The organism is Pseudomonas sp. DC3200b2 (assembly GCF_049895785.1).
Taxonomy (GTDB): domain Bacteria; phylum Pseudomonadota; class Gammaproteobacteria; order Pseudomonadales; family Pseudomonadaceae; genus Aquipseudomonas; species Aquipseudomonas massiliensis.
Map to the genome: position 1 here is coordinate 51,901 of NZ_JAFCTA010000008.1, position 18,922 is coordinate 70,822.

19 protein-coding genes and 1 pseudogene are annotated in these 18,922 nt (G+C 63.7%); 12 read left to right on the plus strand and 8 right to left on the minus strand.

The features are described from left to right. The first annotated feature begins 1 nt into the window (after nucleotide 1). A complete protein-coding gene (locus ACP691_RS19665) occupies nucleotides 2-1,162 on the plus strand; it encodes a mannitol dehydrogenase family protein (RefSeq protein WP_426153421.1) in 1,161 nt (386 codons plus the stop codon). 132 nt (nucleotides 1,163-1,294) lie between these two features. Continuing rightward, nucleotides 1,295-2,029 carry a FadR/GntR family transcriptional regulator gene (locus ACP691_RS19670; RefSeq protein ID WP_426153423.1) on the plus strand — a complete coding sequence of 245 codons (735 nt, stop codon included), beginning with the start codon at nucleotides 1,295-1,297 and terminating at the stop codon, nucleotides 2,027-2,029. A gap of 13 nt (nucleotides 2,030-2,042) precedes the next feature. On the opposite strand, the gene uxuA is transcribed toward ACP691_RS19670, so the two are convergent. Continuing rightward, entirely contained in the window at nucleotides 2,043-3,089 is a 1,047-nt protein-coding gene (gene uxuA, locus ACP691_RS19675) for a mannonate dehydratase (protein ID WP_426153425.1), read from the minus strand. A 264-nt stretch (nucleotides 3,090-3,353) separates the two neighbouring features. On the opposite strand from uxuA, the gene ACP691_RS19680 reads away from it, so the two are divergent. Beyond that, nucleotides 3,354-4,649: an MFS transporter gene (locus tag ACP691_RS19680; protein ID WP_426153427.1), complete on the plus strand. Its 1,296-nt coding sequence runs from the start codon at nucleotides 3,354-3,356 to the stop codon at nucleotides 4,647-4,649. A gap of 11 nt (nucleotides 4,650-4,660) precedes the next feature. Here ACP691_RS19680 and ACP691_RS19685 read toward each other — a convergent pair whose 3' ends face one another. After that, nucleotides 4,661-4,912: a hypothetical protein gene (locus ACP691_RS19685; RefSeq protein ID WP_426153429.1), complete on the minus strand. Its 252-nt coding sequence runs from the start codon at nucleotides 4,910-4,912 to the stop codon at nucleotides 4,661-4,663. 297 nt (nucleotides 4,913-5,209) lie between these two features. Here ACP691_RS19685 and ACP691_RS19690 point away from each other — a divergent pair, with 297 nt between their 5' ends. The 3 genes and pseudogenes from ACP691_RS19690 (at nucleotide 5,210) to ACP691_RS19700 (ending at nucleotide 6,982) form a co-directional block, all read left to right on the plus strand. After that, nucleotides 5,210-5,887, plus strand: a complete 678-nt coding sequence (locus ACP691_RS19690; RefSeq protein WP_426153564.1) for a CsgG/HfaB family protein — start codon at nucleotides 5,210-5,212, stop codon at nucleotides 5,885-5,887. Nucleotides 5,888-5,903: 16 nt separating this feature from the next. Then, nucleotides 5,904-6,245 (plus strand): annotated as a pseudogene (locus ACP691_RS19695) (DUF4810 domain-containing protein); the annotation flags it as partial. 80 nt (nucleotides 6,246-6,325) lie between these two features. Then, a complete protein-coding gene (locus ACP691_RS19700; protein ID WP_426153431.1) occupies nucleotides 6,326-6,982 on the plus strand; it encodes a DUF799 domain-containing protein in 657 nt (218 codons plus the stop codon). A gap of 46 nt (nucleotides 6,983-7,028) precedes the next feature. Here ACP691_RS19700 and ACP691_RS19705 read toward each other — a convergent pair whose 3' ends face one another. The 3 genes from ACP691_RS19705 to ACP691_RS19715 form a co-directional block, all read right to left on the minus strand. Continuing rightward, nucleotides 7,029-7,505 (minus strand): DUF1348 family protein, encoded by a 477-nt coding sequence (locus ACP691_RS19705; RefSeq protein ID WP_426153433.1) that lies wholly within the window; start codon nucleotides 7,503-7,505, stop codon nucleotides 7,029-7,031. A 129-nt stretch (nucleotides 7,506-7,634) separates the two neighbouring features. Beyond that, entirely contained in the window at nucleotides 7,635-8,669 is a 1,035-nt protein-coding gene (locus tag ACP691_RS19710) for an AraC family transcriptional regulator ligand-binding domain-containing protein (RefSeq protein ID WP_426153435.1), read from the minus strand. A 1-nt stretch (nucleotide 8,670) separates the two neighbouring features. Continuing rightward, a complete protein-coding gene (locus ACP691_RS19715) occupies nucleotides 8,671-9,582 on the minus strand; it encodes a GGDEF domain-containing protein (protein WP_426153437.1) in 912 nt (303 codons plus the stop codon). 323 nt (nucleotides 9,583-9,905) lie between these two features. Between ACP691_RS19715 and ACP691_RS19720 the strand changes: the two genes are divergently transcribed. The 6 genes from ACP691_RS19720 to ACP691_RS19745 all read left to right on the plus strand — a co-directional run bounded on the left by ACP691_RS19720 (nucleotide 9,906) and on the right by ACP691_RS19745 (nucleotide 16,935). Further along, nucleotides 9,906-12,419: a TonB-dependent receptor gene (locus tag ACP691_RS19720; RefSeq protein WP_426153439.1), complete on the plus strand. Its 2,514-nt coding sequence runs from the start codon at nucleotides 9,906-9,908 to the stop codon at nucleotides 12,417-12,419. Nucleotides 12,420-12,434: 15 nt separating this feature from the next. Next, on the plus strand, nucleotides 12,435-14,318 hold the full coding sequence (locus ACP691_RS19725) for a phytase (RefSeq protein ID WP_426153441.1): 1,884 nt from the start codon (nucleotides 12,435-12,437) through the stop codon (nucleotides 14,316-14,318). Nucleotides 14,319-14,390: 72 nt separating this feature from the next. Next, nucleotides 14,391-15,086, plus strand: coding sequence for a MotA/TolQ/ExbB proton channel family protein (locus tag ACP691_RS19730; protein WP_426153443.1), 696 nt, complete (start codon nucleotides 14,391-14,393; stop codon nucleotides 15,084-15,086). Nucleotides 15,087-15,096: 10 nt separating this feature from the next. Continuing rightward, nucleotides 15,097-15,528, plus strand: a complete 432-nt coding sequence (tolR, locus tag ACP691_RS19735; protein ID WP_040262521.1) for a protein TolR — start codon at nucleotides 15,097-15,099, stop codon at nucleotides 15,526-15,528. Continuing rightward, nucleotides 15,525-16,370 carry a TonB family protein gene (locus ACP691_RS19740; RefSeq protein ID WP_426153446.1) on the plus strand — a complete coding sequence of 282 codons (846 nt, stop codon included), beginning with the start codon at nucleotides 15,525-15,527 and terminating at the stop codon, nucleotides 16,368-16,370. Before tolR ends, ACP691_RS19740 begins: the two co-directional genes overlap by 4 nt. Before the next feature lie 70 nt (nucleotides 16,371-16,440). Next, entirely contained in the window at nucleotides 16,441-16,935 is a 495-nt protein-coding gene (locus ACP691_RS19745; protein WP_426153448.1) for a GNAT family N-acetyltransferase, read from the plus strand. Nucleotides 16,936-16,995: 60 nt separating this feature from the next. Here ACP691_RS19745 and ACP691_RS19750 read toward each other — a convergent pair whose 3' ends face one another. The 3 genes from ACP691_RS19750 to ACP691_RS19760 form a co-directional block, all read right to left on the minus strand. Then, entirely contained in the window at nucleotides 16,996-17,322 is a 327-nt protein-coding gene (locus tag ACP691_RS19750) for a HigA family addiction module antitoxin (RefSeq protein WP_426153450.1), read from the minus strand. A gap of 7 nt (nucleotides 17,323-17,329) precedes the next feature. Beyond that, complete coding sequence (locus ACP691_RS19755; RefSeq protein ID WP_426153452.1) at nucleotides 17,330-17,608, minus strand: type II toxin-antitoxin system RelE/ParE family toxin; 279 nt, start codon at nucleotides 17,606-17,608, stop codon at nucleotides 17,330-17,332. A gap of 124 nt (nucleotides 17,609-17,732) precedes the next feature. Further along, a complete protein-coding gene (locus ACP691_RS19760) occupies nucleotides 17,733-18,890 on the minus strand; it encodes a TDT family transporter (RefSeq protein WP_426153454.1) in 1,158 nt (385 codons plus the stop codon). Between the last annotated feature and the right edge of the window lie 32 nt (nucleotides 18,891-18,922).

The window sequence follows — 18,922 nt, forward strand, 5'->3', positions numbered from 1 at the left end:
CATGAGCGCAACAACCCTCGCGGCGACCGGAACCCCCATTCTCCAGTTCGGCACCAGCCGCTTCTTGCAGGCCCACGCTGACCTGTTCATTTCCGAAGCCTTGGTCCGTGGGCAGGCGCTGGGGCGGGTCACGGTGGTACAGACTACCGACAATCCCGGCAGCGCCGAGCGGGTCAAGGCCCTGGCGAGTGGCGAGGCCTATCCGGTGCGCATCCAGGGCATCGAGCAGGGCCGAGTCATCGACGAGCTGCGCTGGTCGACGTCCATCGCCGGCGCGTTGCGAACCGCGGCAGACTGGCCGTTGATCAGGGCGCTATTCGTTCGAGACACTCAGGTGGTGCTGTCCAACACCGGGGATGCCGGTTATGCCCTGAGCGATCTGGACACCTCGGCCGCGCTTGCCCCTGGCGCCCCTGCGCCCGCGAGTTTCCCGGCCAAGCTGCTGGTGCTGCTGCACGACCGCTGGCAAGCGAACCCCAGCGCCATGCTTTCCCTGTTTCCCTGCGAGCTGGTGCCACGCAATGGCGAGGTGCTGCGCGAGCTTGTGCTGAGCCTTGCCCGGGGCTGGGCCTTGGCACCATCGTTCATCACCTACCTTCACGAAGGTTGTCGCTGGGCCAACTCCCTGGTAGACCGCATCGTCTCCCAGGCCATCGAGCCCGTCGGCGCCGTGGCGGAGCCCTATGCCCTCTGGGCGATCGAGCGGCAAGAAGGGTTGCTATTGCCTTGCAAGCATCCGTCAATGATCGTGACCGACCGCCTCGACCGTTACGAACACTTCAAGCTGTTCATGCTCAACCTTGGGCACAGCTGGCTGGCTGAACGCTGGCATGTGGACGGGCGCGCGGCGGACGAAACCGTGCATCAGGCCATGCAGGACCCAGCGCTGCGCCAGGACTTGGAAAGCCTTTGGGAAGAGGAAGTGCTGCCGGTGTTCGCTGCCCAAGGATGCCTGGCCGAGGCGATGGACTACCTGGCATCCGTACGTGAACGCTTCCTCAACCCTTACCTGCGCCACCGCATCGCCGACATCGCCCAGAATCACGAACAGAAGAAGTGCCGCCGTTTCCTGCCCCTGGTGAAGATGAGCCAAAGGTTGTCACTCGATCTTTCGCAGCCGCGGCTGATGGCAGCGCTTGGGCTCAGCGGCATTGAGGCATGACGCGCGAGGTGAACGACTTGTGCCAGTGGCCGTCTAGGGAGGGTCGATTCGGTTGGGGCCGGGCCATGGCGGCCTGCGGAGCGATCAGAAGGGCTATGGTATGCTCCGGCGCAGCCACACGGATGCTGATCGATGCCCACGCCAACCCCACCCGCCGAACGCCGCCTCTACCAGATCACCGCCGACCGGCTGCGTGAGCATATCCGCAAGCATGGCATTGCCCCCGGCACCCGCTTGGCTCCGGAGCGGGACCTGGCACAAATGCTGGGCGTGTCCCGGCCCTCGCTGCGCGAAGCCTTGATCGCCCTGGAGATCGAAGGCAGCGTCGAGATTCGCATGGGCTCGGGTATCTATGTGTGCGAGCACGTGCTGGGAGTCAAGGAGCGCACCAGGACATTGGGCGAAAGCCCCTCCGAACTGATGCAGGCGCGGGCGTTGATCGAGGGCGAGTGTGTGATGCTGGCGTGCCTCAATGGCACCAAGGCGGACTATCGCTACCTGCAAACCTGCATCGACAAAATGCGTGAGGGCGCGCGCAAGGGTATACCGGCTCTGGACGATGACCGCCGGTTCCACGAGCGACTGGCGAAGATGAGCGGCAACTCCACCTTGGCGCGCATCGTGACCTCGTTGTTCGAAGAAAGGTACAGCCCCCTCTCGGCCCATATCAGCGAGCACTCCGAAAACCGGGATACCTGGGCTATCGCGGTAGCGGAGCACGAAGCCATCCTGCAGGCGGTGGAAGCCCGTGACCTGATAGGCGCGCAGACGGCAATGCGTCAGCACCTGCGCTGTTCCGAAGCGCGCTGGCTCAAGGGGGTGGACGCCGAGGCCAAGGTGGCGGACACCCAGGCCGCCAGCGCGTAGAGGGCTGCTGGTCTCAGGCCGCCAGCGTCTTGCGTATACCTTCCCAGAGTCCGTTCAGGTACACAGCGCCCAACGCCCGGTCGTACAGGCCATAGCCCGGCCTACCGGTTTCGCCCCAGATCATCCGCCCATGGTCCGGGCGGTAATACCCTTCGAAGCCGGTTTCCACGTAAGCCTTCACGATCTCGGCCATGTCCAGCGAGCCGTCCTCGGAGCGATGCGCGGTTTCGAAGAAATCACCGGCTTCGTTGACCTTCACGTTGCGCAAGTGAGCGAAGTGGATTCGCCCCTGGCCGCCGAACTCTCGCACCAGGGCGGGAACGTCATTGCCCAGGTCCGCCCCAAGCGAACCGGAGCACAGGGTCAGGCCGTTGGCCGGGTCATCCACCATGGCCAGGATCCGGGCCAGGTCCTCTCGGTTCTTGACCACGCGCGGCAAGCCAAAGATGGAATAGGGCGGGTCATCCGGGTGAAGCGCCATCTTGATACCCGCTTCGCTCGCCACCGGGATCACCCGCTCCAGGAAATAGGCCAGGCGCTGGCGCAGGGTATCTTCATCCACCTCGGCGTATTCGGCCAGAAGCGCCTTGAGCGCGGCCGGTTCGTAGCTCACATCCCAGCCTGGAAGGGTAAGGCCATTTTCCAGGCTCGCCTGCTCGATCACGGCGGTCTCGAAGGCTAGGGTGGTGGAGCCATCCGGCAGTCGTTTTTCCAGGGTGGAACGGGTCCAGTCGAACACCGGCATGAAGTTGTAGCACACCACCTTGATACCGCAGGCCGCCAGGTTGCGCAGGGTTTTCCCATAATTCTCGATCAGGAGATCCCGGCCTGGCAGGCCCCGCTTGATGTCTTCATGCACCGGCACGCTTTCGATCACGTCCAGGGCCAGGCCATGCGCGTTGACCTTGTCTTTCAAGGCCTGGATGCGTTTCATCGGCCAGACTTCGCCCACCGGAATGTCATAGATCGCGCTCACGACCCCGGTGATGCCCGGTATCTGGCGGATGTACGAGAGGGTTACCAGGTCGGTATCGCCGTACCAGCGGAACGTCATCTTCATGTCGGCATGTCCTTTTTTGTTGTGTCGCTCGGCTGTGGGCTGCCAAGGGTGCCATCAGTATAGATTGGTCAGGCCAAAATGCACGATCGCAGACTGCGAGTTCTGTTCAGGCGACGAAATGACTTGGATTTCTTTCCTATTTGCTGATTCGAGGGCTAGTATCAGCCTCTGTCGATGATTTGGTCAGGCCAATTAGGGCGGCTGGCCTTATGCTCGAAGCACGAATGCAGTCTTACTCATAAAAATAATTACGGAGGACTCGCCATGCAGAAAGGGCGCTGGTGTGTGATATTCCTGTGCTTTCTCGCCGTTGCGATCAATTACATAGACAGGGCCAACCTTGCGGTGGCCGCTCCCTACATCCAGAAAGAACTGGGCCTGAACGCCGGGCAGATGGGCCTGTTGCTCAGCGGCTTCTTCTGGACCTACGCCTTGATGCAAATGCCTTTCGGCTGGTTCGTGGACAAGGTCGGAGCCAGGATCGCACTGCCCTTGGCCGTGGCCTGGTGGTCGTTGTTCACCGCAGCGACCGCGGCGGCCAGCGGCCTGGCGGCCATGTTCGGCTGCCGCCTGCTGCTGGGTGTGGGCGAGGCGGGGGCTTACCCCTCCTGCGCGAAGATCGTCAGCCAGTGGTTCGACGTCAAGGAGCGTGGCTTTGCCACCAGCATCTTCGATAGCGGCTCGCGGGTGGGCTCGGCGCTTTCCATTCCGCTGGTCGCGCTGATCATCGAGCTGTGGGGCTGGCGTGCGTCCTTCATCGTCACCGGCGCGGTGGGATTTGTCTGGGTGGTGGGTTGGTTCCTGATCTACCGTGAGCCCACTGCCGTGGCCGCGATACAGCGCAACGACGCCGCCATGGCGGCCAAGGCAGCCAGCCTGGCGGCGCAGCCCAAGGTACGTTGGGCATCGCTGTTCCGCCATCGCACCCTGTGGGGCATGATGCTGGGGTTCTTCTGCCTGAATTTCGTCATCTATTTCTTCATTACCTGGTTCCCTACCTATCTGGTTCAGGAGCGTGGCTTCTCGCTCAAGTCCCTGGGTACCCTCGGCACCCTACCGGCGATCGCCTCCATCGTTGGCGGCTGGATAGGCGGGCTGACCTCAGACGCGCTCTACCGCCGAGGATGGAGCCTCACCGCCGCGCGCAAAACCTGCATCGTGGGTGGAATGCTGATGTCATCGAGCATTTCCCTGTCGGTGTTCACGGAAAACACCTATGCCATGCTGGGCTTCTTCAGCTTGGCCTACGCGAGCCTGGCGTTCGCCGGCGCCAGCATCTGGTGCCTGCCGGCCGACGTTGCGCCCACTCCGTCCCACGTCGCTTCCATCGGCGGTATCCAGAACTTCGCCTCGAACACGGCGGGGATCTTCATCACCACCTTTACGGGGTTCATGCTGGTATTGGGCAATGGCTCGTTCACCGCGCCCCTGATGACGGCAGGGGCCTTCGCCCTGCTCGGTGCGTTCAGCTACCTGTTCATCGTAGGCAAGATCGAGCCTCTAGCGGCGGAGCCTTCGGCGACAGTGGTAGGGGTGAGAGAGCAGGGCGTTCATCCCTAGGTGGTCAGGGTTCAGCTCTCACGACCAGGCGAAGCGGGGCGCAGGCCTTGGGCAATGCCCGCGGCGTTGGCGTCCTGGCCGCGGATAAGCCTGGCCCGGGCCTGGACGTACTGGTCGTAGGAAAGCCCCTGGCGGTTGAGGGCCTCCATGGAAAGCTGGAAGCGCTCTTCGGGCGAGTACGGCCGGGTTTCAGGTCCATTGGTGGCGCAGCCTGCCAGGGCGGCAGTGATCAGCAACGACGTCATCATCAGCAAGGTTTTCATGGGTCCCTCCGGCCTCTCGGCGCATTTCAGTTCTGGAATGCGTTCAGGCTAAGGCCCTCGGCGCCGGTGCAGAAATCACGGGCTTTGATAGTGGCTATTACCGATACATGCAGGCGGGTTCTCACTCGGATAGGCGTCTGCCAAGGCCCGTGGTAGAGCCTTTGCAGTACTGTATAAATATGGATAAATTTCAGAAGGCCACTAGTGGCAATTGAATAGCATCCTTATACTGCAGCTCCCAAGCGCGCCTGTCAGCGGGCGCAATGGAAGACTGACAAGGAGCTGTTCGTGAAATCCATGTTTATCCAGGCCGTCTCGCCTGTGCTGGCGGTCGTCGCCTTGGCTACCCTGGCCGGCTGCGCCGCTACTGAAACCTCCCGAGCCCTGCCAGTAGCCCAAGTCGAGAGCGTTGCTCGGCCCTACAGCGGCGCGCGTTCGCCCATCGCGGTCGGCAAGTTCGACAACCGTTCAAGCTACATGCGCGGGATCTTCTCCGATGGCGTGGACCGCCTCGGCAGCCAGGCCAAGACCATTCTAGTGACTCACCTGCAGCAGACGGGGCGGTTCAACGTCTTGGACCGTGACAACCTGGGTGAGATCCAGCAGGAAGCCACGTTCAAAGGCCAGGCCCAGCGCCTCAAGGGCGCCGATTATGTGGTGACCGGCGACGTGACCGAGTTCGGTCGCAAAGAGGTGGGCGACCAGCAGTTGTTCGGCATCCTCGGCCGCGCCAAAACCCAGGTGGCCTACGCCAAGGTAGCGTTGAACATCGTCGACAGCACCACGTCCGAGGTGGTGTATTCCACCCAGGGCGCCGGCGAGTACGCCCTCTCCAATCGCGAGATCATCGGCTTCGGGGGTACCGCGAGCTATGACTCGACCCTTAACGGCAAGGTACTGGACCTGGCCCTGCGTGAAGCCGTGAACCGGCTGGTCAGCGCCGTGGACAGCGGTGCCTGGAAACCGCAACACTGATCAAGGGACTGAACGCATGAAGCCTGTATTGAGATGCATGACCACCGCGCTGGTGTGTGGCTGGCTGGCCGGCTGCGCCGGCCCTAAAACCCTGTACCAATGGGAAGGTTACCAGCCCCAGGTGCGCAGCTACTTCAAGGGTGAATCCAAAGAAGAGCAGTTGCAGGCGCTCGAAGCGGGGCTGGAGCGGATCAAGGCCAAGAACGGCGCGGTGCCACCTGGCTATCACGCGCAGATGGGCCTGCTTTGCGCCGACCTCGGCCAACCGGCGCGGATGGCGGCAGAGTTCCAGGCCGAAAAGGCGTTGTTTCCTGAATCGGCCACCTATATGGACTTTCTGTTGAAACACGCAGGCGGCAATCGCGCCGCGGGCGATGCGCTACCCGCCGCCAGCGCTCCAGCCGCCACCACGGCCTCGGCTCAAGGAGCGACGTCGCTATGAAACCTATGCTCAAATGCCTGGCCTTGCTTGCCCTGGCGGCCCTGGCCGGTGGCTGCGTGCCGATGAAGACTGTCGATTACCAGGCCTACAAGCAGGCTCGCCCGCGTTCGATCGTGGTGCTGCCACCATTGAACGAGTCGCCGGACGTCAAGGCCACCTACAGCATGCTGTCCCAGGTGACGGTTCCGTTGGCCGAGGCGGGTTACTACGTGGTGCCGGTGGCCCTGATGGACGAGACCTTCCGCCAGAACGGCGTGACCGCTGCAGGGGACATTCATCAACTGCCGTCGGCCAAGCTGCGTGAGATCTACGGCGCCGATGCAGGGCTGTATATCACCGTCAGCGATTACGGTACCAAGTACATGGTGCTCAGCAGCGCGACCATCGTGACCGCCCACGCCCGCCTGGTTGACCTGAAGACCGGCACCACCCTGTGGACGGGGGCCGCCAGTGCGTCCAGCCAGGAAAACCAGAACAACGGCGGCGGCCTGGTGGGCATGCTGATCGTGGCGGCGGTGAATCAGATCATCGCCAGCGCGGTGGACGATGCCGGTTATCCCATCGCTGGTATTACCAGCAGCCGCCTACTGTCCGCCGGGCATCCCGCCGGGTTGCTCTATGGGCCGCGGTCCCCGCGCTACGGTAGCGATTGAGTGGGATCGGCCTAAGGTCATCGCATCCCTGGGGTTCGATCTACGATCACAACCCCAGCTCTGACAACCCGGGATGGTCGTCCGGCCGGCGACCCAGGGGCCAGCGGAATTTGCGTTCGGCCTCGGCGATGGGCAGGTCGTTGATAGAGGCGAAGCGGCGAGTCATCAGGCCGCTGTCGGCGAATTCCCAGTTTTCGTTCCCGTAGGAGCGAAACCAGTGGCCGGAATCATCATGCCATTCATAGGCGTAGCGCACGGCGATGCGGTGCTCCGTGAAGGCCCAGAGTTCCTTGATCAAGCGGTAGTCCAGCTCCTTGTTCCATTTGCGTTCAAGGAAGGCCTGGGCCTGGGCACGACCTTGAATGAATTCGGCGCGGTTACGCCACTGGGTATCCGGCGTATAGGCCAAGGCGACCTTGGCGGCGTCGCGGCTGTTCCAGCCATCTTCGGCCAGGCGCACCTTGAGTATCGCGGTTTCCCGGGTGAAAGGCGGCAGTGGCGGGCGGGTCTCGGTGCTGGCCATTAGGATTGCCCTCCATGATGTGGCTTGCCACTGTAAGCGAAGCTAGCGTCGGCTGTATGAATATCTTCACTCAGTGCAAGTGCCGTCGGCGGGCGCGCCCAGTGCATGGAGGGTAGTGCCGGGAAGTGCTCAGCCGCCCTGCAACAGCCTGCGCAACAAGCTGGGTGTGGTTCCTGTCCAGCGCTTCAAGGCCCGGCGAAAGTTCGCTGGGTCTTGGAGATTGAGGTAGTGGGCCACCGCTTCGTGGTCCCAGCCGCGCAGTTGATACAGGTCCAGGGCCAGGTCCCGACGCGCTTCATCCAGCAGGGTCTGGAACCCGGTACCGTGGCGCTGCAGCTTGCGCTTCAAGGTGGTGGCGCTCATCCCCAGGTTGCTGGCGGCGGCCTCCAGGTTGGGTGGCCTGGGCCCGGCGTCGCGCAACACGGCATAGAGCGAGTCGATCAGGCTATGGCTGAAACCCAGGCGCTGTACCTGGCGGCGGGCTTCGTCGGTGGCGACCCGGCCGGCCAGAGGCGAGACCCCGGCACGCGGGCGCGTCAGATAGCGCAGCGGCAGGCACAGTTGCTGCACGGGTTGATCGAAGCGGCACTGTTCTCCCAGGTGCACCCAGTATTGCTCCAGATGCCTGGGCGTTGGATGGCGAAAGTCGAAACGCCACGGCAGCCGTTCCCCGGCAAGGCCATCGCAGAGGTTCACCAGGCCGGCGCAGAGTGCCTCCAGCAGGAAGGGCCACTGCTCGCCGGCGCCGCAGCTGTCCCGCCAGCTCAGGTAAGCCTGCTGCTCGTCGATGCGCACCCGGAGGGCAGCGAGCGGGCTGAGCAGTACTTGCAAATGCACCAGCAATTCCAGGGCTTCGCCAAGATTGGCGGCGGTCCGCAGCGCATCGCTGGCGGGGCCATAGTGGCCGGGCCAGAGCCGATGGCCAAACAGGAAGCTGGTGTCGTCGGCGACCAGCAAGCGCCGGGCATTGCCGATCAGGTCAAGGTACTGGCTGGCCGCAAGCAGGGCGCGACCACCGGCGATGTCCTCGTAGAACAGTCCGGTGCCGCGCAGCAGGCGGTGACTGTGGATACCCCGGGACAAGACCAGGTCGATCAGCAACGCCGGCTGGCCGTGCGCCGGAATGAAAACGCTGTCGCGTTCGTAGCTAACGCTGGCGGCCATGTCAGGCGCTCCGGGCGAGGTTGGCGGCGCGAGCCAGCCCAAGGCTCACCCGTTGCAGCAACTGTTCGGGGGTTTCGTCCCGGGCCATGACGGCGCAGACCCGGGCTCGCAGGCGGATGCGCTCGCCTTGCGCAGTGGTGCGGTGGGCCAGACTGGCGACTGCCTCGGCCAGCTCGGCGGCCATCAGTCCGGCCTGTTGCTCTCCCGTGCCGGGCAATACCACGGCGAAGCGGTCCCCGGCCAGGCGGCAGAGCAAGTCCTGCCGACGCAGGTTCAGTAGCAGCAAGTTGCTGAGGCTGCTTAGCAAGGCATCGCCTTCAGCGTATCCGAAAGCATCGTTCACTTGGCGGAAGTCACAAACGTCCAGCGCGACCAGGCTGAGCGGCTGGCCTGCACGGCGCGCGGTCGCCATCATCCGTGGCAGGCGGGCCTTGAGGTAGTCGGCAGTCGCCAGGGGCGTCAAGGCATCGAAACTTTCATGGTCGCGCACGCCCTGTTCCCGTTTGGCCATGCGCGCGTTGATCGCCAACTGCTCGCGATGCCAGTGATAGATGCCCCAGGTCACCAGCAGCAGCCCTACGGGCATGCAGCTCGATTCGAGGAAATGCCCCAGGGGAACGCTGGCGGGCAGGCGAATGAACTCGTCCAACCAATCCGCCCAGCCAGCGATAAACACCAGGGAAAGGCCCAGCATCAGGTAGCGGGTGACACGCCCGGCCGGCCGACTCTTGAGCACCAGCCCCAGCCATACCAGGTTCAACAACGCCGAGCCGCCCTCGCCCAGGATGTCGATCCAGATCCATTCTTCCGGGCCCTTGACCCGGCCGAACATGAGCATTCCCACGAGCACGACGTTGGCCGCCAATGCGAGCAAGAGCAGGGGGGCGAGGTGTGAGCGCCATCCGTTGTGCATCGGCGTATCTCCCGGTTTCGATGGCGCCACCTAAGCAGAGCGGTGTGACAGGCCGGTGACAGCCCAGGGGTCGATTCAGCCCAGGTCATGTGCCAAAGAATCCTCGCCCGGCCTCCTTGATGCCGGTCCCGCGGCCAATGGGTCAAGCGGCATGGCCCAAGAGAGGGGTCGGATCAGCCCACCGAGGCCTCGACACTGCCTGCAATCCGGTGTTTACAGGGCGTGCCGTCCCAGGCTGTCACGCCAGTGTCATGATCGCTGCCTAGCGTGCCCCACCAGATCGCCGGGCCGTTGCCCGGCATGGCAGGCAGGGGATCATCAGGATGAGCAAGGCATGGGGCGCCGCCCGTTGGGTCGGGTTTACCTTGAGCACCATGGCGGTGGCAGTGGCCGCCCAGGCGGAAGACGAGGCCGTGGCACCGCCCGTGGAGCACGTGAAGGTGGTAGGCCAGGCGGCGCGCATCGACAAGGCGCTCAAGGAGCAGAAAGCCTCTGACAGCATCAAGAGCGTGGTGCATGCCGATGGCGTGGCCCAGCTGCCGGACCAGAACGTGGCCGAGGCGACCCAGCGCTTGCCAGGCGTGAGCGTCGAGAGGGACCAGGGTGAAGGTCGTTTCGTCAGCGTGCGCGGCCTGAGCCCTGATTTGAACAGCGTAAGCATCAACGGCACCCTGGTGCCCTCGCCGGAGAGCGATCGTCGGGCCGTGGCCCTGGACGTGCTGCCGGCCGAGCTGGTGCAGTCGCTGTCGGTGACCAAGACGCTGACCCCGGACATGGACGCCAACGCCCTTGGCGGTACCGTGGAAGTGCAGAGCCTCTCGGCATTCGACCACAAGGGGTTGTTCTACACCGGTACCTCGGAGGCGAGCCACGACGGCAATAGCCACCAGAACAGCCCCAAATTCTCTGGCGCCGTCAGCGACCGCTTCAGTCTGGGCGATGGGGTAGACAACTTCGGCGTGGCCGCGGCCCTGAGCTGGCAGAAGCGTGACTTCGGCTCGGACAACGTGGAGACAGGCGGCGACTGGAGCGGCAACGCCTTACAATCCTTCGAGCAACGGGACTATGACATCAGCCGGGAGCGGGCCGGCATGGGCCTGAACTTCGACTACAAGCCCGACGACCTGAGCAGCTACTACCTGCGTACCCTTTACAGCAGCTTCAAGGACAGCGAAACCCGAAACGCTCGGGTCATCGAATTCGAAGACGCCCTGGCCGAAGGTGAAACCGGCGAGGCCGAGGTGAGTCAACGCCTGAAGAACCGCGAAGAAACCCAGCTGATCCAGTCCTATGTCCTTGGTGGCAAGCGTGCCCTGGGGCTGTGGACGGTCAGCAGCCAGGCGGGTTTCAGTCGTTCCAGCGAGAATACCCCGGGGCATATTGCCAGCGCAGTGTTCGAGGCCGACGATACCTTCGATGCCAGCTACTACGACAGCGATCAGCCCCGCGCCCTGCTGCCGGCGAGCGCCTACGACGCCAGCAGCTACGGCCTGGACAAGGTCGAGTGGGAGAAGCAGTACACCCGCGACACCGAAAAGAACCTGCGCCTGGACCTGGCCCGTGACTACGATGTCCGGGGTTATGCCTCGCAGTTCAAGTTCGGCGGCAAGGTGAGCCGCCGCGACAAGACCAACGACCTGGATACCTGGGTGTACGAGGACCTGGATGATGCCGGCTACACCGACGAGCAGTTGAACCTGAGCAATTTCAGCAGCAGCAAGGTGCATTACAGCCTGGGTAACTACGGCAGTGGTATCAGCGCCAGCGCTATCAAGGGATTGATCGGCGGCCTGGATTCATCGGCGTACTACGATGAGCAGGAGTCTCGGGTCAACGACTTCGACATCAGCGAAGACATCGACGCCGGCTATTTCATGAACACCGTGGATGTGGACAACTGGCGGATCATCGCCGGGCTGCGCTATGAGGGCACCCGCACCGAAGCCAAGGGCACCGGCTACACCGATGGCGCCTTCAGCACTGTTGAAAGCGAGCGCAGCTACCACCACTGGCTGCCAGGGCTGCACCTGCGTTATCAACTGGACCGCGCCACCCAGGTACGGGCTGCCTGGACCAACACCGTGGTGCGGCCAACCTTTGGCCAGATGGCGCCAGGGTTCGTGATCGAAGACGACGAAGCCAGCTTCGGCAACCCGGACCTGAACCCGCTCAAATCCAGCAACCTGGACCTGGGCATCGAGCGTTTCATGGGCCGCGCCGGCACGCTGTCCGCCTTCGTCTTCTATAAGGACATCAAGGATTTCATCTACAACACTGACCTGGCCGGCACCGGTGCTTATGCGGACTTCTCTGAGGCCCACACCTATGCCAACGGCGACCACGCCAGGCTCTATGGGCTGGAGTTGGCCTGGTCGCAGAAACTGGATTGGCTGCCCGCTCCCTGGGACGGCCTCCTACTGGGCGCCAACGCCACCTTCACCCACTCCCGCGCGAAGATCGAAGGCTATGACAGTAGCGCGGGGGCCATGCGCAAGCGTGCCATCGACTTGCCCGGGCAGGCCAAGCGTGTCGCCAACCTGAGCGTAGGCTGGGAGAACGATAAGGTCAGCCTGCGCCTGGCTGCCAACTATAAGTCCAGCTACCTGTTCGAGCTCTCCGGTATCGACGACGAAGACCATGACGCCTACGTGGATGCTCAGACTTTCGTGGATTTCAGTGCCCGCTACAAGCTGAGCAAGAACCTGCAGCTGAGCTTCGACGCCCAGAACCTCACCAACGAACCCTACTTCGTGTACAGCGGCAGCAGCGCGCGCAACTACCAGTACGAAGAGTACGGGCCCACCTACAAGCTCGGCCTGACCTTCACCCATTTCTGACCTGGAGAGCCCTCGATGCGTTATTCCTTTGTCCTGCTCGGCCTGTTGGCCGGGCTGCAGACGGCGTTCGCCCAGACGAACCCGAGCCTGACGCTCCAGGCGCCCCTGGACGTACCACCGGCCAAGGCCGTGGACCTGCCCGCCAGCGGAGGCACCCTGGTAGCGGGCGCCCAGGGCCTGACCTGGTTGAGCGCCGGTGGCGTGCCTGGCCCACGCCTGGAGGGCGCTTTCCACAGCTTGGACAGTCGCCCGTTAGGTAACGGCACCTTGGTAGCCGCGGTAGACAGCACGCGACAGGCACTGGTGCTGGCTACGGCTGCGGGGCCTGCGAGTCCTTGGCAAATCGGACTGGCCTTGCCCCCCATGGCGGTGGCGTTGAACGGTGCCTGTCTGTTCCGCGACCCGGCTGGAAACCTGTTCGTTTTTCTGGTGGGCGAGGGCGGTCACGGCGAGCAGTGGCTGATCGGCAGCCAGGAGCGCCTGCTGGATAACCCGCGCCAGGTACGCACCCTGGCGTTGCCCCCGGACGCCAGTCATTGCCGAGTGGACGACACCAGTCAACAGCTGGCGGTGAACGAGGCCGGCCTGGGCTGGTGGCTGTACCCGGCGCAAGCCGAGGCGCGCGCCGAGCGCAGCCCGGTGGACCTGCGGCAGCCCTTCGGCGGGCTCGCAGGCTCGGCCGATGGCTTGGCCTGGGCAGCCGGCGGCTTACTGGGGCTGGACAGCAAGACAGGCCAACTGCACCTGTACCAAGCCAGCGGCAAGGGATGGCAAGCGATGGGTAGCCTGAGCGTTCCAGGCGGCGGTCACCCGGAAACCCTGGCGGCTCGCCCGTCGCCCAGTGGCTTTGACGTGGTCGTACAGGGTGACGGCCATGCTGGCGTGCGCCTGGGGCAGTTGGCGTGGCGGCCTCAGCCCTTGGCCGCTGCGTCGGCCCTTCCTGAGGTGCAGGCGGCGGCGCAGACCGAACCTGTGGCCCGGCAGGGAGACGCGGCGGACGATCCTGCCCTCTGGATTCACCCCACCGATGCCAGCCGTAGCCTAGTACTGGGCACCAACAAAAAGCAAGGCTTGCTGGTTTACGGCCTGGACGGCCGCCTGCGCCAGAGCCTGGACGTGGGCCGGCTGAACAATGTGGACCTGCGCACAGGCTTTCGCCTGGCTGGCAAGCCGGTGGACCTGGCCGTGGCTACCCAGCGCGACCGCAACAGCCTGTTGATCTTCGCCATCCGGCCCGACGATGGTCATCTGGAAGTGGCTGGGGAAGTGCCGACTGAACTGGGGGCTATCTACGGGCTGTGCCTCTACAAGGACGAGCAAGGCATCCAGGCGATCGCCAATGACAAGGATGGCCGCTTCGTGCAGTACCGTCTGCAGGAGAGCCAGGGCAAGGTAGTAGGCCAGCGGCTGCGCGGTTTCGCTCTGCACAGCCAGCCGGAAGGCTGTGTCGCCGACGACGTCCAGCATCGGCTGTTCATCGGCGAAGAGGACGTCGGTGTCTGGGCCTTGGACGCCCGCGCGAGCGAGCCTGCCGAGCCCAAGCCAGTCATTGCCGTGGGCGACATGCTGAAGGCCGACGTAGAGGGGTTGGCGCTCTATGTCAAGGGCGACCGCCGCTACCTGGTGGTCTCCAGCCAGGGCAACGACAGCTACCTGGTGCTGGACGCACAGCCGCCGTACCGCTTGCACGGGGCCTTCCGGGTGGGAATCAACGCCGCCGCCGGGATTGACGGCACTTCCGAAACCGATGGCCTGGACGTGACCAGCGCCGACCTGGGCGGGCCTTGGCAGGCCGGCCTGCTGGTGGTGCAGGACGGGCGCAAGCGCATGCCCGAGCAGGCCCAGAACTTCAAGTTGGTGCCTTGGACCGACATTGCCCGGGCCGTTGGGCTGCCATGAAGGCCTGAGTCATCAAACCGTCATTCTTTCGCCTTTATCTAGTGCCCGCGCATCGGCGGGAAGGAGCTACCCATGCAAGCCTCACTTGAGCATATGGATTTCTGGACCTTGATCATCGGTGCAAGCCCGGTGGTGAAGGGGATCATGGCCATCCTGCTGCTGGCCTCGTTGGCCAGTTGGTACCTCATCGGGCTGCGCCACTGGGCCCTGGCCCGCACCGAGGCGGCCATGCTCAGGGCCAGGCAAGGACTGGAGGCGAGCCAGGACCTTGCGGCCCTGGGTCGCGTCAATGCCAACGACGGCCCAGCGCGCCTGCTGTCCACTGGCCTGAACACCTATCAGCAACTGCGCCCCCTGGACGGCAGTGCCCCGGTCGCGGCACTGGAAGCCTCGGAGCGCGCCATGGGCGTGCTGCTGGTTGAGGAGGAGCTGCGGCTCGAGCGGGGCTTGTCATTGCTGGCGACCATCGGCTCGGTAAGCCCCTACATCGGCCTGCTGGGCACGGTGTGGGGCATCATGGGGGCCTTCATGGGCCTTTCCCAGGCGCAGCAGGCAACCCTGTCCAGCGTGGCGCCGGGGATTGCAGAGGCGCTGATCGCCACGGCCATTGGCCTGTTCGCCGCGATTCCCGCCGTCATTGCCTACAACCGCTTCGCCGCCCGGGGTCAGCGCCTGCTGGCGCGCTATTACAACCTGGCCAATCAACTGCAGGCCCGCCTGCATCGCCAGTGGCATGGCAGCCACGGCGCGCTGGCCAAAGCGGCCTGAGGACCTGCCCATGCTCACTCGTCCCCTGCGCAAGCATAGCCCCAAGGCTGAAATGAACGTGGTGCCATACATTGACGTGATGCTGGTGCTGCTGGTGATCTTCATGGTCACCGCCCCCATGCTTACCCAAGCGGTAAAGATCGACTTGCCAAAGGTGGCAGCCCAGGCGCTGGGTCCTGATGAGTCCCAGGCCGTCACCCTATCGATCAAGCCAGAAGGCGGCTTTGCCTGGACCCAAGGCCGCGACCCCGAGCCTCACTTGGCTAGTGACATCCCCGCGCTGCGCGAGCAGCTCGTCAGTGTGCTCGAGCGAGCCCAGGACACGCCTGTGTACCTGCGCGCAGACCAGGGCGTGGACTATGGCGCTGTGGTGAAGGTGATGGCCGCGCTACAGACCGCGGGCATCCGCAAGCTCGGCCTGATGACGGAGGCAGCACCATGAATGCACTGGTCGCCCCGCGCGCGGGTTCGCTCGCTGGCCACTGCGCCAACGAGTTATGGACGCTTTGGCTGGGGCGAGGCCTGGCGGTGGGCTTGGCGGTCGGCTTGCATCTGGCGCTGGGCTGGGCCCTTTACCGGCTTGGGCTGGCGCAACCGCCTGTGCCTGCGCCGAAGGTGCTGCATACCGAGGTGGTGATGTTGGCACCTGCCGCGCCCAGCCTGGCGGCCGTGGCGGCGCCGCCCGTGGTTGCTCAGCCCATTACCGCGCCTCCCATGACGCCGAGGGCAGAGCCTAGCGCACCGCCGCCCGCTCCGATATCCGCGCCTATGCCTGAGGTTGCACGGCCCATCGCCAAGACGGCCGGACTGGCGCGGCAGCGGGTAAGCTCGACGCCGCGGCCCAAGGCTGCGGCAGTGCCGCCCAAGGTGGCTGAACCGGCGACCGCGCCACGGACCATGCCGACGCCAGCTCCTGCTGCGCCCAGCTTACCCAGCTCCGCTTCCATGCCCTTGACAGGAGCCAGCGCTGGCCCGTCTTCGGCGGCTGCTCCAGCCACCGCCGAAACCTCGAGCCAGCAATACCTGCCCATCCGCAAGCAAGCGCCAAGCTACCCGGCGCGCGCGCTCGACGATGGCATCGAAGGCGATTGCACTGTCGAATACCGCGTGGATACCCAGGGCCGTGTGCAAGATCCGCATGTGGTGGGCAGCTGCCATCCCATGTTCATTCGCCCGTCCCTGGCGGCCGCCAGTACCTTCGTCTATCGACCGCGGATGGTCGACGGCCATGCGGTAGAAGTGAACGCGGTGCGCAATACCTTCCATTATCGGATCGACGAGTGAGGCATCTTGGATGAAGGCACGCATCGCGGCTGGCTATAATAGTGGCCCGGTGGAAAACATTAGCAATCCAATGTCATATCTTCAGCTACGCACAGCGGTTCCTGGCGACGCCCTTCGTTGCTATGAAATCGAAACCAGTGCCTACGAAGGCGACGAGGCGGCCACCCTGGAGAAAATCCAGACTCGTATCGCCCAGTACCCCGAAGGCTTCCTGGTTCTGGAAATCGAAGGGCAGGTGGTGGGCTTCATCAATAGCGGATGCGCCCATGTGGTGGAGATGGCCGATGAAGCCTTCAAAGAGCTGATCGGGCATGCTGCGGACGCACCCAATGTGGTCATCATGTCGGTGGTGATCACACCTGAGCGGCAGGGCCAAGGCTACGCCCGGCTGCTGATGGAAAGGTTCGTCCAGCGCATGAAAGGGCTTGGAAAACGCAGCATCCATCTTATGTGCAAGCAACCCCATGTCGAGCTTTACCGCCGCCTGGGCTACCGGTACGTCCAGCCCTCGGCCTCGGAGCATGGCGGCATGACCTGGCATGAAATGGTGATGACGCTGGATTGATGTGCGTTCAGATTCCAGCGAAGCTGAACGCAGAAAGAGCGCATTAGCCTATCGTTGGACTCAGCAGCCGTGGACGGCAGACAAGGCACAAGCCACGATTGGCTCGACCTGTCGGGCAATTGCATCTCCATGCTCAGCTTCAGCCAAACGAAGCTCATAGCTAGCCTGCAGGTTGACCCAGAACTCTGCCGTGGTACTGAAACAGTGCGACAGCCGCAGGGCCATGTCGGCCGTGACGCCACGCCGTTCCCTGACCACTTCGTTGACCGTCGGAGCTGAAACATGGAGTGCACGCGCCAAGGCGGAAGCAGAGAGCCCCAGCGGCACCATGAACTCCTCCCGCAATATTTCACCGGGATGGATAGGGCGCATGCCGTTCTTGAACATAGGAACCTCAGTGATAATCCACGATTTCAACGTTTGCCGGACCGTTTTCCGTCCATGAGAAGCACACCCGCCATTGTTCATTTATGCGAATGCTATGCTGCCCCGCCCGGTTACCGTTGAGGCCTTCCAGCCGGTTACCTGGAGGCGCACAAAGGTCAATCAGTTTCGAGGCGCTCTCAAGCATTTGTAGCTTGCGAGTTGCCACTTTTACAATCCCTGACCACCGAACGGTACGTCCTGTACGATAGAGCGTCTCGGTGTCCTTACAATTGAAGCTGACAATCATCGGAAGCGCTTAACGGATAACGTTAAGCGTTAATATAGTGGTTTCTTGCCGGATGGCAAGGCTTTTAACTACGGCGCAGGTTGTCAAGGTGCCACGGGTCAACTCTGCAACGCCATGAGCCGGTTCAGTTGTGGCCGTGCGCGATACAGGGCGAAACGAACAAGCTGCCGTGGTAAGCCCCCGCCGCGGTACGACCTGCCACCAGCAGCCATAGCCCCGCCAGCAGTACCACCAGCGCCTCGCCCAGCCAATCGAAGAAGCCCAGGTGGAGCAGGGCGCCGAGCTTGAGCGTAGCCAGTGCATAAACTCCAATGGGAAAGGTAAAGCCCCACCAGCCCAGATTGAAAGGCAGGCCTACCTTGAGGTAGCGAATCGTGATGAGAGCGGCCAGCAGCAACCACCATAATCCGAGGCCCCAGAACAACAGCCCGGCCACCAGGCCGACGCCCGCCGCCACTTGGCCGGCCTCGCCCAGGCCCTGCGCGGCGAAGGTGGCCGGCGCCTCCGCGCCCAGGAGCAACATGCCCAGCGCGGCTGTGCCCAGGGGGCCAAGGGCGAGCCAGCTCGATGCAGCCATGCTTGCCTGAGGCAGTTTATGCAACGACAGGCGCAGCATAAGGATCACCAGAATGCTCATGGCCACCGGCACCGAGTAGGCCCAGAGCGCGTAGCTAGCCACCAGCAGATGGAACCGCGTCGCGGCATCGGCCAGGTGAGGCGCTAGCGCGCCTGCGCTGGCGGCAGCCACTTCGCCAGCCACCACTGGCAGCAACCACACCGCCGTCATCTGATCGATGCGGTGCTCCTGCCGAGTAAACATGAGAAAAGGGATGGCCACACCGCACACCAGGGCCAACCCGGCATCCAGCCACCATAAGGCATAAGCCCAGTGCAGGGCCGCCTCGCCCCAGCGAGGCAGGCCATACTGCACCAAGCCGTTGATCAGGGTAGCCAGGCCCATGGGAATGGTGCCGAAGAACATCGAGACCGTAGCGTGGCCGAATACACGCTTGGCTTGCGGGTAAAACAACGCCCAGCGAGCGCTGTACAGCATCGTACAAAGCGCAAAGAGCAGGATGTTGAGCAGCCACAAGGCTTCCCCTATACGGTTCAGAGGTATTGGGTGGCCGGGCCATTGCCCTAGCGCGAGTGAAAGGATGCCGGTGCCCATGGTCACGGCGAACCAGTTGGGTGTGAATTGCCGAATGACTTCCAGCGGCCTCGGCAGGTGAGACAGGGGCCGCCGCAGGCGCAAGGTGTTGGCTGAAAGGGTAACGGCCATGAAAGTGCTCCGGACGATACAAGTGTTTGGTC